The 14,873-nt window shown below is 67.3% G+C and carries 18 protein-coding genes; 4 read left to right on the plus strand and 14 right to left on the minus strand.

Annotated elements, in window-relative coordinates; translation table 11 throughout:
- Positions 1–24 precede the first annotated feature (24 nt).
- From AB8K43_RS08760 to AB8K43_RS08770, 3 genes are all read left to right on the plus strand, one after another.
- Positions 25–1,755, plus strand: a complete 1,731-nt coding sequence (locus AB8K43_RS08760; RefSeq protein ID WP_370893479.1) for a glycerol-3-phosphate dehydrogenase/oxidase — start codon at positions 25–27, stop codon at positions 1,753–1,755.
- Positions 1,756–1,898: 143 nt separating this feature from the next.
- On the plus strand, positions 1,899–2,549 hold the full coding sequence (locus AB8K43_RS08765; protein ID WP_370893480.1) for an NAD(P)H-binding protein: 651 nt from the start codon (positions 1,899–1,901) through the stop codon (positions 2,547–2,549).
- A gap of 43 nt (positions 2,550–2,592) precedes the next feature.
- A complete protein-coding gene (locus AB8K43_RS08770; protein ID WP_370893482.1) occupies positions 2,593–4,275 on the plus strand; it encodes a long-chain-fatty-acid--CoA ligase in 1,683 nt (560 codons plus the stop codon).
- 24 nt (positions 4,276–4,299) lie between these two features.
- Here the strand turns inward: AB8K43_RS08770 and AB8K43_RS08775 are convergent, their stop codons facing one another.
- On the minus strand, positions 4,300–4,644 hold the full coding sequence (locus AB8K43_RS08775; protein ID WP_370893484.1) for an STAS domain-containing protein: 345 nt from the start codon (positions 4,642–4,644) through the stop codon (positions 4,300–4,302).
- A 140-nt stretch (positions 4,645–4,784) separates the two neighbouring features.
- Here AB8K43_RS08775 and AB8K43_RS08780 point away from each other — a divergent pair, with 140 nt between their 5' ends.
- Positions 4,785–5,402 (plus strand): cob(I)yrinic acid a,c-diamide adenosyltransferase, encoded by a 618-nt coding sequence (locus AB8K43_RS08780; protein ID WP_370893485.1) that lies wholly within the window; start codon positions 4,785–4,787, stop codon positions 5,400–5,402.
- Here the strand turns inward: AB8K43_RS08780 and AB8K43_RS08785 are convergent.
- The 13 genes from AB8K43_RS08785 to AB8K43_RS08845 all read right to left on the minus strand — a co-directional run bounded on the left by AB8K43_RS08785 (position 5,389) and on the right by AB8K43_RS08845 (position 14,847).
- Complete coding sequence (locus AB8K43_RS08785) at positions 5,389–5,820, minus strand: DUF2550 family protein (protein ID WP_370893487.1); 432 nt, start codon at positions 5,818–5,820, stop codon at positions 5,389–5,391. The genes AB8K43_RS08780 and AB8K43_RS08785 overlap by 14 nt on opposite strands.
- A gap of 18 nt (positions 5,821–5,838) precedes the next feature.
- Entirely contained in the window at positions 5,839–6,096 is a 258-nt protein-coding gene (locus tag AB8K43_RS08790) for a F0F1 ATP synthase subunit epsilon (protein WP_370893489.1), read from the minus strand.
- A 99-nt stretch (positions 6,097–6,195) separates the two neighbouring features.
- A complete protein-coding gene (locus AB8K43_RS08795) occupies positions 6,196–6,684 on the minus strand; it encodes a DUF2752 domain-containing protein (protein WP_370893491.1) in 489 nt (162 codons plus the stop codon).
- A complete protein-coding gene (locus AB8K43_RS08800; RefSeq protein WP_370893493.1) occupies positions 6,681–7,178 on the minus strand; it encodes a TM2 domain-containing protein in 498 nt (165 codons plus the stop codon). The genes AB8K43_RS08795 and AB8K43_RS08800 overlap by 4 nt, the downstream gene beginning before the upstream one ends.
- Before the next feature lie 85 nt (positions 7,179–7,263).
- Positions 7,264–8,736 (minus strand): F0F1 ATP synthase subunit beta, encoded by a 1,473-nt coding sequence (gene atpD / locus AB8K43_RS08805; RefSeq protein ID WP_370893495.1) that lies wholly within the window; start codon positions 8,734–8,736, stop codon positions 7,264–7,266.
- Positions 8,737–8,754: 18 nt separating this feature from the next.
- The gene (locus tag AB8K43_RS08810) at positions 8,755–9,669 is read right to left on the minus strand and encodes a F0F1 ATP synthase subunit gamma (protein WP_370893497.1); all 915 of its coding nucleotides are present in this window, start codon (positions 9,667–9,669) and stop codon (positions 8,755–8,757) included.
- A 103-nt stretch (positions 9,670–9,772) separates the two neighbouring features.
- Positions 9,773–11,416: a F0F1 ATP synthase subunit alpha gene (gene atpA / locus AB8K43_RS08815; protein WP_370893499.1), complete on the minus strand. Its 1,644-nt coding sequence runs from the start codon at positions 11,414–11,416 to the stop codon at positions 9,773–9,775.
- Positions 11,417–11,532: 116 nt separating this feature from the next.
- On the minus strand, positions 11,533–12,348 hold the full coding sequence (locus AB8K43_RS08820) for a F0F1 ATP synthase subunit delta (protein ID WP_370893501.1): 816 nt from the start codon (positions 12,346–12,348) through the stop codon (positions 11,533–11,535).
- Positions 12,348–12,938: a F0F1 ATP synthase subunit B gene (locus tag AB8K43_RS08825; protein WP_370893503.1), complete on the minus strand. Its 591-nt coding sequence runs from the start codon at positions 12,936–12,938 to the stop codon at positions 12,348–12,350. Before AB8K43_RS08825 ends, AB8K43_RS08820 begins: the two co-directional genes overlap by 1 nt.
- Positions 12,939–12,982: 44 nt before the next feature.
- Positions 12,983–13,183, minus strand: a complete 201-nt coding sequence (locus AB8K43_RS08830) for a F0F1 ATP synthase subunit C (protein ID WP_370893505.1) — start codon at positions 13,181–13,183, stop codon at positions 12,983–12,985.
- A 112-nt stretch (positions 13,184–13,295) separates the two neighbouring features.
- On the minus strand, positions 13,296–14,105 hold the full coding sequence (atpB, locus tag AB8K43_RS08835) for a F0F1 ATP synthase subunit A (protein WP_370893507.1): 810 nt from the start codon (positions 14,103–14,105) through the stop codon (positions 13,296–13,298).
- The gene (locus tag AB8K43_RS08840; RefSeq protein WP_370893509.1) at positions 14,102–14,467 is read right to left on the minus strand and encodes a hypothetical protein; all 366 of its coding nucleotides are present in this window, start codon (positions 14,465–14,467) and stop codon (positions 14,102–14,104) included. The genes atpB and AB8K43_RS08840 overlap by 4 nt, the downstream gene beginning before the upstream one ends.
- A complete protein-coding gene (locus AB8K43_RS08845; RefSeq protein ID WP_370893511.1) occupies positions 14,464–14,847 on the minus strand; it encodes a hypothetical protein in 384 nt (127 codons plus the stop codon). Before AB8K43_RS08845 ends, AB8K43_RS08840 begins: the two co-directional genes overlap by 4 nt.
- Positions 14,848–14,873: the final 26 nt, after the last annotated feature.

Genomic DNA, 14,873 nt, shown 5'->3' on the forward strand with positions numbered 1-14,873 from the left:
CCTGGCTCATCACAAGGAGCGCTCATGTACAGCAACCGCCTCACCCCCGAGCAACGCCAACACGCCCTGGCCGAGATGACCAACGGTGAACCGCTCGATGTCCTCGTCGTCGGTGGCGGCATCACCGGCGCAGGGATCGCGCTGGACGCGGTCACCCGGGGCCTTTGCACCGGGGTCGTCGAGGCCCAGGACTGGGCCGGTGGCACCTCCGCGTGGTCGAGCAAGCTCGTCCACGGCGGCCTGCGCTACCTCTACAACCTCGACTTCCCGTTGGTCGCCGAGGCCCTCAAGGAGCGCGGTCTGCTGATGACCACGACCGCGCCGCACCTGGTGAAGGCCCAACCCTTCCTCTGGCCGCTCAAGATGCCGGTCATCGAGCGCTCCTACAGCGCGATCGGCGTCGGCATGTACGACATGCTCGCCCTCGCCGGAGCGCGCGGCGAGCGCACCGTGCCTCGCCAGAAGCACTACAGCCGCAAGGGGGCCCTGCGCCTCTTCCCCGACATCCGCGAAGACGCTCTCGTCGGGGCAATCCGCTTCTATGACGCGCGCGTCGACGATGCCCGCCTCGTGCTCGATGTCGTGCGCACGGCCGTCGGTTACGGCGCTCTCGCCGCGAGCCGCACTCAGGTTGTGGACTACCTCAAGGACGACAACGGGCGCGTGGTCGGGGCCGTCATCGCCGACCTCGAGACCGGTGCCTACCACCCCGTGCACGCCAAGGAGGTCATCAACGCGACCGGCGTGTGGACCGAGGAGACCGAGCGTCTCGGTGGCGAAGGGGGCCTGAAGGTCCTCGCGAGCAAGGGCATCCACATCGTCGTGCCGCGCGAGCGGATTAAGGGCGAAGCGGGCATCTTCTTGCGCACCGAGAAGTCGGTGCTGTTCATCATCCCGTGGGAGCGCTACTGGGTGATCGGCACCACCGACACCGAGTGGACCGAGCAGAAGTCCCACCCCGTCGCGACCAGCGAGGACATCGATTACGTCCTCGACCACGCCAACAGCGTCCTGGCCGCCGACCTCACCCGCGACGACATCATCGGTACCTACGCTGGCCTGCGCCCGCTGCTCCAGCCCGTCGCCAAGAACGGTGGCGACAAGGGGTCGAGCAAGATTTCGCGCGAGCACACCATCACCCGCGTCGCTCCGGGTCTGTCGGCCATCGCTGGCGGCAAGCTCACCACCTATCGCGTGATGGCCGAAGACGCCGTCGACTTCGCCCTGGGTGAAGAGGCCGCGAAGGCGAACCCGAGCGTCACCGAAGAGGTCCCGCTGGTCGGCGCCGCCGGGTACCGCGCGCTCGTCTCGCAGACGGCGCAGATCGCCGAGCGGTACGGCTGGGACGAGGCCCGCGTCACCCGGCTGCTTGACCGGTACGGCGACGAGGTCCCCACCTTGCTCGCGATGATCGACGCCGAACCCGAGCTCGGTCGCCCGCTCGCGGAGGCCGACGCCTACCTACGCGCCGAAGTCGCGTTCGCAGCGACCCATGAAGGAATCCTCCACCTCGAGGATGTCTTGCGTCGCCGGGTACGTCTCGACTACGAAATGCGCGACCGGGGCCTCGCCGCCCTCCCGGAGATCGGCGAGATCGTCGCCGAACACCTCGGCTGGGATGACGCCCGCCTCGCCTCAGAGACCAAGGCCTACACCGCCCAGGTCGAAGCCGTCCGCGCCGCCGAAGCGCAAGCAAGCGACGCCGCGGCCTCCCGTGAGGTGCTGCGTGCCCCGGACCTCGTCCCCATGCGCTAGAGCATCGACACCCGGGCCCACATTTCTTTGCGCCCGGTGTCCTTTCCTCTCGGTACCGATCGTGGGCAGAGTGGACGTGAGGACGGCCGCCGAGCGCACCGACCTCCACCGAACACCTCAACCACCGCTAAGGAGAAGTTCACATGGCTCGAATCGCCATCATCGGCGGACACGGCAAGATCGCCCGCCTCGCAACACCGCTGCTCGTCGCTGACGGGCACCAGGTCACTGCGCTGATCCGCAACCCCGACCACACCGAGGACGTCACCGAGGGCGGTGCGCGTGCGCTCGTCGCGGACGTCGAACACATGACGACCGACGAGATCGCGGAGGCGCTGACGGGACACGACGTCGTCGTCTGGTCCGCCGGGGCCGGTGGCGGCAGCCCCGAGCGCACCCGCGCCGTCGACCACGACGCCGCGGTCCGTTCGATGGACGCTGCGGCGGCCGCCGGGATCGACCGGTACGTGATGGTGTCCTACTTCGGCGCCGGACCGAACCACGGAGTCGAGAAGGACAATCCCTTCTACGCCTACGCCGAGGCCAAGGCCGCGGCCGACACCCACCTTCGGGACACGGACCTCACCTGGACGATCCTGATGCCGAGCACCCTCACCGATGACCCCGGGACCGGCACGATCGACACGGCTGCCGAAAAGGCGAGCGAGGTCCCGCGCGCCGATGTGGCTGCCGTGATCGCCGCGGTGCTCGCAGCCGATGACTCCGTGACGGCCCGCCGGGACATCCCGTTCAACACCGGCGACACCCCGATCACCGAGGCGATCACCGGCTGACCCCGGTTCGCCTAGCGATCGGGCGAGGGCGCACGATGTACCCATGCGCACCTACGCCGACCGCTTCTGGCTCCGCTCGTACGGGCCCGAAGTCCCCGGTCGCCTCACCTATGACGACGCGACCATCAGCGACCTGCTCGCCCGGACCGTTGCGGTCCACCGCCGCCGACCGGCGCTGGACTTCTTCGGTCGCACCACGTCCTACGGTGCCTTCGCTCGACAGGTCGAGGTCCTCGCGGGTGGGTTAGCGCGGCTCGGCGTCCGTGCGGGGGATGCCGTGGCCATCATGCTGCCCAGCTGCCCTCAGCACTTGGTCGCCTTCTACGCCGTCTTGCACCTCGGCGCCACGGTGGTCGAACACAACCCGCTCTACACCGAGGCCGAACTCGACGCCCCCTTCCGGGATCACCGCGCCGAGGTCGCGATCGTCTGGGATAAGGCCGTCCCGGTCGTCGAGCGCCTCGCTCAGCACGGCGCTCCGGTCCGCCACATCGTCTCGGTCGACCTCACGACCGCGATGCCAGCGACGAAGCGGGCCGCGCTGCGCCTCCCCCTCCCCGCGGCGCGTAAGGCGCGGGCTGCGCTTACCGCACCGAACCGCGGCACGATTTCCTGGGCCGACCTCGCAAGTGGTCGCCCCGCACCGCGCCACACGGTCAGCCCAGACCAGGCCGCGCTCCTCCTCTACACCTCGGGGACCACGGGCGAGCCGAAGGGGGTTCCGCTCACCCACCGCAACTTGGTCGCCAATGTCCGCATGGGCCGCGCCTGGGTGCCCGGCATCGTCGAGGGCGAAGAGGTCTTCCTCTCCTCGCTGCCGATGTTCCATGCCTATGGCGTGACGATGTGCGTCCTCTTCGGCGTTCACGTGGGAGCGCGACTGGTGCTGCTGCCGGCGCCGGAGATCCCCCTTCTGATCGATGCCTTCAAGCGCATCACCCCGACCTTCGTCCCCGCCGTGCCACCGATCTATGCGCGCATCCTCGACGAGACCGAGCGACGCGGCGTCTCGATCAAGGGCGTCCGGCACTCCTTCTCCGGCGCGATGTCCCTCCCGCCCGACCTCGTGCGGCGCTGGGAGGAAGCGACCGGCGGTCTGCTCGTCGAGGGCTACGGCCTCACCGAAGCCTCACCGATCGTCGTCGGCAACCCGATGACCACGCGCCGCCGCCCGGGATCGATCGGGGTTCCTTTCCCCGACACCGAGGTCCGCGTAGTCGACCCCGATGACCCCGACGTCGAGGTACCGATCGGTGAGCGCGGCGAGTTGATCGTGCGCGGGCCGCAGGTTTTCCACGGCTACAAGGACCAGCCGGACGAAACCGCCCAGACCTTCCACCGCGATTGGCTGCGCACCGGCGACATCGTGCGGATGGACGCCGACGGCTACCTCACGATCGTCGATCGGATCAAGGAAATGGTGGTGACGGGCGGCTTCAACGTCTACCCCACCGAGGTCGAGCACGTCCTGCGGAGCCACCCCTCCATCGAGGATGTGGCCGTCGTTGGCGCCAGTCATCCCGACGGCGGCGAAGAGGTGGCCGCGATCGTCGTCTTGGCCGATGGGCACAGCCTCGACGAGGCCACCCTGCGCGCCCACGCCAAGGAATCGCTCACCCCCTACAAGGTGCCCCGCCGTTGGCACAAGGTCGACGAGCTCCCCCGAAACCCGATGGGCAAGATTCTGCGTCGCCAGGCCGCCCGCCTTCTCGACCATCACGGCTAGGCCGGGAGGCAGCCGTCCCGTCCGTTAGGCGGTGGCGCTCGTCAACATCGGCAGGGGCCGCCCTGGCGCGTCAGCGATCAAACGGCGCAGCCCGGCGCGGTGTAGCAGCCGGCGGGTGCGCTCGTCGGCGCCGGTGATCCGCAAGGGTCGGCCGCGGTGGGCGGCTCGCACATGGGCGGAGACGAGAAGGGCGAATCCGGTCGAGTCGAGCACGCTCGACCCGGTGAGGTCGAGCACGATCGGGCCGTCTCCTGTGACCACGGCAGTGAGGAGCACCTGGCGGATATCGGGCGCAGCACGGCGATCGAGAGGTTCATCAATTCGAACCCGCGTCCCACCCGTCGGTGCCACTGTCGTCATTGCGGCCATCGCTCGCCCCCTTGCGTGCCCCGGGCCCCTATCCCGGTGGTCACCAACTGTGACGCACAACATCGTCCGCAGGTTGTGCCAACACGGTTACGGAGTGATCACGACCCCCCGGTAACTTCGGGGTTTGCGACGATAGACCCATGGTCAACCTGACGAAGATCTATACCCGGACCGGCGACGACGGCACCACCGCGCTCGGCGACTTTAGCCGGACGAGGAAGACCGACTCGAGGCTGCAGGCCTATGCCGACACCAACGAGGCCAACGCCGCCATCGGGATCGCGGTCGCCTCGGGCAACCTCCGCGACGACGTGGTGGCGACCCTCACGCGGGTACAAAACGACCTCTTCGATATCGGCGCCGATCTGAGCACTCCCCTCCAACGGGAGTACGCGCACCCCCCGCTACGGGTCGAAGCCGAGTGGATCGACGAACTCGAGGCCGACTGCGACCGTTATCTGGCCGAACTCGAGCCGCTGCGATCCTTCATCCTGCCGGGTGGGACACCGGGTTCGGCGTACTTGCACCTCGCGACCACGATCGTGCGTCGAGCGGAGCGTTCCGCCTGGGCAGCCATCGCCGATTACGGCACCGAGGCAGGCGATGCGCGCGGTTCGGGCGGGGTCAATCCCTTGGCGACCCGGTATCTGAACCGGCTCTCGGATCTCCTCTTCGTCCTCGCGCGCGTGGCGAACCTGGACGCCGGCGGCGATGTGTTGTGGCAGCCGGGCGGCGGTCGGGTCGCTAAGCCACGTTGACGCCGCGCCCCGGCGGAGCGGACTCAAGCCAGGAGCGAAGGGCGGTGTAGACGCCGACATCGACCGCGATATCGGCGAGGCGATCGCCGTCGTCGTGGGTGAGACGCACCTCGACGGCGTCGTGCAGGCCCGGCATGTCGACCTCGCCCTTCGGGGTACTCACCTCGAGACCGCGTCGCTCCCAGCGATAACGGGGGCGGGTGGTGATCCCGAAGAGGGAGAACCACTCCAGGCCGGAGTTGCCAAGGCGAAGCAGTCCAAGACGCCACAGCGGGGACTTCGGGGTGCGGACAGCGCCCAGGGAGAGCGAATAGCGCGAGGCGAGCAGACGCCGTCTGATCCATAGCCAGACGAACAACAAGACGACCAGGGCGCAGGCGAGGAGGAGGACGATCTCACTCGCCTCGAATGCGCTCATGGTCGGTCCCGGGGTGAACTAGGCCGTGGTGACCGTCTCGGCGACGATGGTGACCGTGTCGTGGTCGACCGAGAGGAATCCGCCGTCGACCGTGGCCGTCTGGTCGCTCCCTTCGCCGTGAATCACGACGTCACCTTCGACGAGGACGCCCAGCAACGGGGTGTGACCAGGCATGATGCCGATCTCTCCATCGGCCGTGCGGGCCCGGACCATGGAGGCCTCACCGGACCACACCTTGCGATCGGCGGCGACGAGTTCGACCTTCAGCACGCTCACGAGTTCGTTGTCCTGTTCTTTTTGGGCGAGGGGTAATGACGCAACGTCGCCAGTCTACCGGCGCACGCCGCCGCGACCGAATGCGCGGCGAGGCAGTGGCTACCCGACGACGATCGCGAAGGTGTCGTACCCGAGGCTGAGACTCACGATGCGCACGACCGAATAGCCGATCCAGGCACCCAAGCCGATCACCATGGCCCGCGAGGCGAGCAGGTTCAGGAGGTTTTCGGGCGGTCGTCGGCGCACGAGAGCGACGACAACGTACCCGACGATGCCCGCCGCAAGCAGCATCATGATCGGGCCGAAGGCGTTATAGGCGAAGGCCGTGCCCACATCGCCATTCGCGAGGTGAACCCACGACCGCGTCAACCCGCACCCGGGGCAGGGCAGTCCCGTCGCCGCGCGAAAGACACACCAGCCAGGCCCGTTATCGACGGTGTTGAGCGGCCACATAAAGGCCGCCACGAGCGCGGCAAGGCTCAGCCCGGCGAGAACGAAGGTCGTGGCCCGCATCCCGAGCGAGCCCCCCGGGACGTGCACCCGCTGCGCACCCGTCGTCGCCGGCGTCTGTGCGTTCGGGGCGGTCATCTCAGTTGCCGCCCGTTTTCATCGGGGAACTTACGCGTGGCGATCAAGATCAGGTCGATGATCCACCACACATAGAAACCGCCGCAGGTGACGAGCTTGAGGACCCCGAGGCCGATCTGGCCGACGTAGAAACGGTCGATGCCGAGGTACCCGAGGAACGCCGACAGCAAGATGGTGATGAGCCACTCCCGGTCGGAGAAGACCCCCGGGATCTGGCTCGCCGGGACCGCGTACCCCTCGGCGGGGCGCACCAAGGAGTCGGGGCGCAGGATGTTGTTGACCGCCATCGACGCGAGCTGCCCGGCGGTGTAGGGACCCTGCTCTCCCCCAGGCACCGGGAGGAAATAGCGATCGGTGGGGCTGCCGCCCCCGTAGTACTGACCCCCGTACCCCGCGGGCGGCGGTTGATAGGACCCTCCGCCGGGAGGATAGGGCCCACCAGCCGGTCCGGGCCCAGGCTCACCGCCGGGGGGCAACTCGGGGTATTGGCTCATGCGCGCCAGTCTAGGTGAGCCAATGCCAAACGGCGGACCGACCAGTGGTCGGTCCGCCGTTTCGCGAACAAGCCTGCGGGCGTGATCAGAGGCTCTTTTGGATCTCCGCCCACTGACGCTCGACGTCGTCGAGGCCACCGCACATAAAGAACGCCTGCTCACCGACGTGGTCGTACTCGCCATCGGCAATCTTGGTGAAGGCCTCGATCGTGTCCGCGAGCGGAACGGTCGAACCCTCGATGCCGGTGAACTGCTTGGCCACGTAGGTGTTCTGGGACAGGAAGCGCTGGATCCGACGCGCGCGGTTGACGAGGATCTTGTCCTCTTCGGAGAGCTCGTCGATACCAAGGATCGCGATGATGTCCTGGAGTTCCTTGTTGCGCTGCAGGATCGACTTCACGCGAACCGCGGTGTCGTAGTGCGCGTCGCTGATGTACCGGCGGTCGAGGATACGGCTCGTCGAGGTGAGCGGGTCCACGGCCGGGTAGATACCGAGCGAGGCGATCTCACGCGAGAGCTCGGTGGTCGCGTCGAGGTGGGCGAAGGTGGTCGCCGGCGCCGGGTCGGTGTAGTCGTCGGCGGGGACGTAGATCGCCTGCATCGAGGTGATCGAGTGACCGCGCGTGGAGGTGATGCGCTCCTGGAGCACACCCATCTCGTCGGCGAGGGTCGGCTGGTAGCCCACCGCGGACGGCATGCGACCAAGCAGCGTCGAGACCTCGGAGCCCGCCTGGGTGAAGCGGAAGATGTTGTCGATGAAGAGCAGGACGTCCTGCTTCTGCACGTCACGGAAGTACTCGGCCATGGTCAAAGCCGAGAGGGCGACGCGCAGACGCGTGCCCGGCGGCTCGTCCATCTGACCGAAGACCAGCGCGGTCTGACCGAGGACGCCGGCCTCTTCCATCTCGACCATGAGGTCGTTGCCCTCACGGGTGCGCTCGCCGACACCGGCGAAGACGGAGACACCACCGTGGTCGCGGGCGACTCGGGCGATCATCTCCTGGATGAGGACGGTCTTGCCGACACCGGCACCACCGAAGAGGCCGATCTTGCCACCCTGGACGTAGGGGGTGAGCAGGTCAATGACCTTAATGCCGGTCTCGAACATCTGAGTCTTGGACTCGAGCTGGTCGAAGGCGGGAGCCGGGCGGTGAATGCCCCAGCGCTCGCTCACCTCGAGGGTCTCGCCCTCCTCGAGGTTCAGCGCGACACCGGTCGTGTTGAAGACCTTGCCAAGGGTGACATCGCCGACGGGCACGGTGATCGGGCCGCCGGTGTCCTGCACCTGGGTGCCGCGGACGAGGCCGTCGGTCGGCTGCAGGGAGATGGCGCGGACCGTGTTGTCGCCGATGTGCTGGGCGACCTCAAGGTTGATCAGCTTGGCGCCTTCGCCCTCACCCTGACCGGCGAGGTTCACCTCGGTGGTCAGCAGGTTGTACTGATCGGGCATCGCATCGGACGGGAACTCGACGTCGACGACCGGGCCGATGATCCGCGAGATGCGGCCGACGCCGCCGGCGGTGGTCTCCGGGCCGGTCTCGGTGACAGTGGCAGTCATGGTTTCTTTTCTACCTTCTCACTTAGCTTCGGCGAGGGCGCTGGCGCCGCCGACGATCTCGGAAATCTCTTGGGTGATCTCGGCCTGACGGGCCTGGTTGGCCAGTCGGGTGTACTTCTTGATGAGCTCCTCGGCGTTGTCCGTCGCCGACTTCATCGCCCGCTGGCGGGCGGCCAGCTCGGACGCGGCGGCCTGGAGCAGACAGTTGAAGATCCGCGCGTTCACGTACTTCGGGAGCAACTCGTCGAGCAGTTCTTCCGGGCTCGGCTCGAAGGAGTAGAGCGGGAAGAGCTCCTCGGGCTCGGGCTCCTCGACGCCCTCGACGACCTCAAGCGGCAGCAGCCGGATGACTTCCGGCTCCTGGGTCACCATCGAGACGAACCGGGTGAAGACCACGTGGACCTCGTCGTGGCCGCCCCCTTCCAGCTCGGACTCAAGCTCAGCCAGCGAGAAGTCCTGGACGAGGCGCTCGCCGATCTCCTTGGCGTCTTCGAAGGAGGGCTTTTCGGTAAAGCCCGTCCACTGCGCGGCGAACCAGCGCTTGCGGAAGGAGTAGAAGTTCACCGCCCGACGACCGACGAGGTAAGGGATGACCTCCTTGCCCTCTTCGGTCAGCTTGGCGACGAGCCGCTCGCTCTCCTTGAGCACGTTGGCGTTATAGCCACCGGCAAGACCACGGTCGGCAGAGATGATCAGCACGGCTGCGCGCTTGATCTCCTCCGGCTCCGAGGTGAGCGGGTGGGGCTCGTCGGAAAAGGTCGCCACGGCCGAGGCGGCCTGAGTCAGCGCCCGCGCGTACGGGGTGGACTCGCGCACCGCCTGCTGAGCCTTGACCACGCGGGAGGCGGCCATGAGCTCCATGGCGCGAGTGATCTTCTTGGTCGCACTGACGGACCGGATGCGCTGCCGGTACTCCCGGATCTGCGCTCCCATACTTGCCGCCTTCCTGTGGTCTGCTTCGGTAACGAACGAATTGATGCAGCGATGCTGCGGGGTGAGGGCCGGGCGCCGGAGCGCCCAGCCATCCTCACGTCCGTCAGCGCTTCTGCTTCACGATCTGGATCTGCTCGGACTCCTGCGCCTTATCGGCCGCGCCGTCCTCAGCCTCATCCCCGACCGGGATGTCTTCCTTGCCGCTCGCGAGGAAGTTGGCCTTGAAGCTGTCGATCTCGGACTGCAGGGCCTCTTCGGTCGAGTCCTCGAACTTGCCCGTCTCGCGGATCGCGTCCAGCAGATCCTGCTTGGTGCGACGAAGGTGACCAAGGAAGTCGGTCTCGAAGCGGGAGATGTCCTCCACCGCGACGTTGTCGAGCTGACCGGTGGTGCCGGCCCAGATCGAGACGACCTGCTCCTCGACGGGGAAGGGATTGGACTGCTTCTGCTTCAGCAACTCGACGAGGCGGGCGCCACGGGCCAGCTGCTGCTTCGAGGCCGGGTCGAGGTCCGAGGCGAACATCGCGAAGGCCTCGAGTGCGCGGTACTGGGCGAGGTCGAGCTTCAGGCGGCCGGAGACCGACTTCATCGCCTTGACCTGCGCGGCACCACCGACGCGGGAGACCGACACACCCACGTCGATCGCCGGGCGGACGTTGGAGTTGAAGAGGTCGGCCTGGAGGTAAATCTGGCCGTCGGTGATCGAGATGACGTTGGTCGGGATGTACGCCGAGACGTCACCGGCCTTGGTCTCGATGATCGGCAGGCCGGTCATCGAGCCGGCGCCGAGCTCGTCGGAGAGCTTGGCGCAGCGCTCGAGCAGGCGCGAGTGCAGGTAGAAGACGTCACCGGGGTACGCCTCGCGGCCCGGCGGGCGGCGGAGCAGCAGCGACATCGCGCGGTAGGCCTCGGCCTGCTTGGAGAGGTCATCGAAGACGATGAGGACGTGCTTGCCCTGGTACATCCAGTGCTGACCGATGGCCGAACCGGTGAAGGGAGCGAGGTACTTAAAGCCCGCGGCGTCGGAGGCCGGAGCCGCAACGATGGTCGTGTACTCCATCGCGCCCGCTTCTTCGAGGGTGCCGCGCACCGAGGCGATGGTCGAACCCTTCTGGCCGATCGCGACGTAGATGCAGCGGACCTGCTTCGTCGGGTCCTGGGTCTCCCAGAACTCCTTCTGGTTGATGATCGTGTCCACCGCGACGGTGGTCTTACCGGTCTGGCGGTCACCAATGATCAGCTGACGCTGGCCACGGCCGATCGGGGTCATCGCGTCGACGGCCTTCAGGCCGGTCTGCAGCGGCTCGTGGACCGACTTACGGGAGACGACGTTGGGGGCCTGCAGTTCCAGCGCGCGGCGCCCTTCGGACTCGATCTCGCCGAGGCCGTCGATCGGGGTACCGAGCGGGTCGACGACGCGACCGAGGAAGCCGTCACCGACGGGGACCGAGAGGACCTCACCGGTGCGCTTGACTTCCTGGCCCTCTTCGATCTTGCTGAAGTCACCGAGGACGACGACACCGATCTCGTGCACGTCGAGGTTGAGCGCGATGCCGAGGGTTCCGTCCTCGAACTCGAGCAGCTCGTTGGTCATCGCCGAGGGCAGACCCTCGACGTGGGCGATGCCGTCACCGGCGTCGACGACGCGGCCGACCTCTTCGCGGGAGGCCGCGCCGGGCTCGTAGGACTGGACGTAGGTGTCCAGAGCGTCCCGGATCTCCTCCGGACGGATCGAAAGCTCCGTCATCTTGTTCCTTCTCCTCGGTTGTTCGGTCCGCTGGTGGGGCCCGACAGTAAGTGGCTAAAACTCGTGCGTATTCGGTTGGTGCTGCGTGTCGCTGGCGGGCCAGGACGAAGGGGGCTTTACGCCCCGGCGATGTGGCGTCGCGCCTGCTCCAGGCGCTTCAAAACGGTGCCGTCGACGACCTCGTCGCCGACCTGGACCCGGATCCCGCCGACGACCTCGGGGTCGTGGACGAGTTGCAGGAGCACCTTGCGGCTGTAGATCCGCTCGAGCGCAGCGGCGAGCCGCCGTTGCTGCTCGGCGTCGAGGGCGACGGCCGTCGAGACGACCGCGGTGACCTGCTCGCGCCGCTTGGCGGCGATCGCGAGGTACTCCTCGAGGGTGCGGTCGAGGCGTCGCCCACGCGGGGCGAGCACCGACTGGCGGGCGAGGCGCACCGTCTCCGGAGCCGCCTTGCCACCGAGCAACTTCTCGACAACCTCGGCCTTGCCCTTGGGGTCACCCTGGCGATTGGTCAGGGCGTCACGAAGGTCCGGGTTGGCCGCGACGATGCGCTCGAAGCGGAAGAGCTCGTCTTCGACGCGATCCGCTCGCCCCTGCTGCTCGGCGGCGCCGAGCACGGCCTGGACCGCGAGCCGCTCCAGGCTGTCACCGAGGTCGCGCTCGTCGGCCCACCGGCCAGCAGCGAGCTGGGCCACGATGGCGACCGCGGCTTCGGAGATCTTGCCCTTGAGCAAGGCCGTGGCGATATTGCGCTTCTGGTCGCCCTCGCGGGAGGGATCGGTGAGCGCGCGCCGCAGCACGGCGTCACCATCGATCAGCCCGCTGACCGCGAAGAGGTCATCGGCGAGCGCTGCCCGGTCGGGGACCCCGGCGAGCGACGCCTCGAAGACGTCCAAGCTGTCGGCGTAAGCGCCGCGCGACGAGCCGCGCATCAGACGTCCGTCCGGTCGGCGCCGACCTTCTCGGGCTGGACCTGGCCACTTTCGAGTTCGGTCAAGAAGCGGTCGATCAGGCTCTTGTGCGCGGCCTGGTCGGTGAGCTCCTGACCAATGATCTTGGTGGCGAGGTCGGTCGAGAGGCGACCCACGTCGGAACGAAGCGCAACCTCGGCCTGCTGGCGCTCGGCAGCGATCTGCTTGCTCGCCGACTCGGTGATCCGAGCCGCTTCGGCCTGGGCCTGCTCGCGCATCTCCGCAACGATCTGCGCACCCTCGGCGCGCGCGTCTTCACGGATCTGGGCAGCCTCGGTCCGGGCCTCGGCGAGCTGGGCCTCGTACTGGCTCTTCGCGGCCTCGGCGGCCGCCTTGGCCTCATCGGCCTGCTCGATGCCCCCTTCGATCGCGGCCCGACGCTCGGCGTACGCCTTCTCGAGCTTCGGGACGACGAACATGGCGACGACGAGGTAGACGATCGCGACCATCGCGAGCCCGAAGATCAACTCCGGGATATGCGGGATCAGCGGCGGCTTTTCGCCCTCGGCCGCGATGACGATCACGGCCGGTGTTGCAGATGCGGTCAGCACGGATACTCCTTAGCCCTGGACCTTGGTGTGGTGGTGGGCCGGGCTCAGAGGAAGAAGAGCACCAGACCGAAGATCGCGAGCGCCTCGGCGAGCGCGAAGCCGAGGATGGCGATCGGCTGGAGAAGCCCACGGGCCTCGGGCTGGCGGGCGACACCGTTGATGTAGGCGGCGAAGATCAGACCCACGGCGATGGCCGGGCCGATGGTGGCGAGACCGTAGCCGACCAGGGAAAGGTTGCCAGTCACGATGATTCCTCTTTCGTGTTTCAGTGATCCGTCGCGACTTGTGCCGCGAGGAAGTGCAATGGGTTAAAGAAGATATGAAGTTATGTGGTGGTGCAGTTCAGGTGACCAACGATCAGTGATCGTCAGCCAGGGCGCCAGCGATGTAGCTCGCAGCTAGCAGGGTGAAGACGTAGGCCTGGAGGAACTGGATCAGCGCCTCGAAGACGAACATGACGGCCGACATCAAGAAGCCAGGGATCGCGAGGAGCTTCATCGCCCCAGAGGCATCGAGAAGGAACCACGACGACGCGCCGACGAAGAGCAGGATCAGCATGTGCCCGGCAAACATATTGCCGAAGAGTCGCAGCGCGAGGGTGAGCGGCCGGGTGATGAAGTAGGTGATGAACTCGAGCGGGAAGATGAGCGGCTTGATCCAGCCGGGCAGGCCATCGGGGATCATGTGGGCGAAGTAGCCGCCGAGGCCCATCTTCTTGATGCCGACCCAGTGGTAGACCACGTAAACGACCAGCGTGGCGGCGATCGGGAAGCCGATCTTGCCGTAGGTCGGGTTCATCACCGGCGGGAGGATGCCGAAGAGGTTGTTGACGTAGATCAGCGTGAAGAGGGTGAAGAGCAGCGGCACGAACTTCATGAAGTCCTTGGTGCCGATCATGTCCCGTGCCACGCCGTTGCGAGTGAGGTTGTAGAACCCCTCGACCATCCACTGGCCCTTGCTCGGGACGACCTGAGCGCCCTTCGTCAGGGCCACCAGCACGACGGAGATGAGGATGACCGACACGCCACCCCACACCATCTGCTCGGTGACCTGCCAGCCTTCGGGCCCAAACAGGGGGAGCCAGAAGTCGTTGGGGGTCGGGATGTGCGGGCCATCCGCCGCTGGTGCCGACAGCATGCTCGTCGCGGCGAGCGCAGTCAGGGTCACGTGTTCTCCTCGTTTCGTGGCGTGACGTCCGAGGGCGTCGGCGTCGCGCCGCGCTCACTGGGGGTCACTGTCGTACCGTACCGGAGCCAGATGCTGTAGAGCGAAAGACCCATGCCGAGCAGGATTCCCACCACGACCAGACCTGTGATATTGAGCCACCGGTCGAGGGCGTAGCCGATCCCACCAAAGAGGGCCGGGCCGGTGATGAGGTGCGCCAGGACGGTCGCCCCCATCGAGTCAGATTGAGCAGTAAGGCTCGGGCCGTCGCTCTCGGTCGCCCAGCGGTGGGCGTCCTTCGCGCGGCCAGGAGCCTTGGTCACGAGGCGCGGCTGCTCCCCCTTCGGGCTGCGGCGGCCGATCATGCCGCACCGCCCTGCGGGTAGATCTCGTGTCGCGCGCGCAGATAGCCGGTGATTTGGCCGACCTGGAGCGCCACCGTTTGCACGATCGCGGCGAAGGCAAGCGCGCGCCCATCGACCCAAGACTGCTCGCGCAGGACCATGATGGCGGCGACCAGCAGGATGAGCTGACCGAGGTAGACGACAAAGGCGCCGGCCATGGTCAGACCCGCGTGACCCGAAATCACGGCGCGCATGGCAAGCAGTCCGAGCAGGATGACGCCGAAGGCCAGCAGGGCACCGCTGAGGGCCGATAGTCCCCCGGTCTCGCCGCGCATCACCCAACCTGCGGTGGTGAGAAGCAGCAGGCCCACCATCCCGGCGATCAGGACTCCACGCGTCATGGCAACCATGGGGCTGCGGCGTGGCG

Source organism: Janibacter sp. GXQ6167 (assembly GCF_041365945.1).
Lineage (GTDB): Bacteria > Actinomycetota > Actinomycetes > Actinomycetales > Dermatophilaceae > JBGFSK01.

What these genes read in the sequence shown, in the direction of transcription:
- AB8K43_RS08765 (WP_370893480.1), top strand. Translation starts at nt 1,899, where the DNA reads ATGGCTCGAATCGCCATCATCGGCGGACACGGCAAGATCGCCCGCCTC.
- AB8K43_RS08770 (WP_370893482.1), top strand. Translation starts at nt 2,593, where the DNA reads ATGCGCACCTACGCCGACCGCTTCTGGCTCCGCTCGTACGGGCCCGAA.
- AB8K43_RS08795 (WP_370893491.1), bottom strand. Translation starts at nt 6,684, where the DNA reads ATGACCGCCCCGAACGCACAGACGCCGGCGACGACGGGTGCGCAGCGG.
- atpA (WP_370893499.1), bottom strand. Translation starts at nt 11,416, where the DNA reads ATGACGGAGCTTTCGATCCGTCCGGAGGAGATCCGGGACGCTCTGGAC.
- AB8K43_RS08775 (WP_370893484.1), bottom strand. Translation starts at nt 4,644, where the DNA reads ATGGCCGCAATGACGACAGTGGCACCGACGGGTGGGACGCGGGTTCGA.
- atpD (WP_370893495.1), bottom strand. Translation starts at nt 8,736, where the DNA reads ATGACTGCCACTGTCACCGAGACCGGCCCGGAGACCACCGCCGGCGGC.
- AB8K43_RS08785 (WP_370893487.1), bottom strand. Translation starts at nt 5,820, where the DNA reads ATGAGCGCATTCGAGGCGAGTGAGATCGTCCTCCTCCTCGCCTGCGCC.
- AB8K43_RS08780 (WP_370893485.1), top strand. Translation starts at nt 4,785, where the DNA reads ATGGTCAACCTGACGAAGATCTATACCCGGACCGGCGACGACGGCACC.
- AB8K43_RS08760 (WP_370893479.1), top strand. Translation starts at nt 25, where the DNA reads ATGTACAGCAACCGCCTCACCCCCGAGCAACGCCAACACGCCCTGGCC.
- AB8K43_RS08845 (WP_370893511.1), bottom strand. Translation starts at nt 14,847, where the DNA reads ATGACGCGTGGAGTCCTGATCGCCGGGATGGTGGGCCTGCTGCTTCTC.
- AB8K43_RS08800 (WP_370893493.1), bottom strand. Translation starts at nt 7,178, where the DNA reads ATGAGCCAATACCCCGAGTTGCCCCCCGGCGGTGAGCCTGGGCCCGGA.
- AB8K43_RS08810 (WP_370893497.1), bottom strand. Translation starts at nt 9,669, where the DNA reads ATGGGAGCGCAGATCCGGGAGTACCGGCAGCGCATCCGGTCCGTCAGT.
- AB8K43_RS08840 (WP_370893509.1), bottom strand. Translation starts at nt 14,467, where the DNA reads ATGATCGGCCGCCGCAGCCCGAAGGGGGAGCAGCCGCGCCTCGTGACC.
- AB8K43_RS08820 (WP_370893501.1), bottom strand. Translation starts at nt 12,348, where the DNA reads ATGCGCGGCTCGTCGCGCGGCGCTTACGCCGACAGCTTGGACGTCTTC.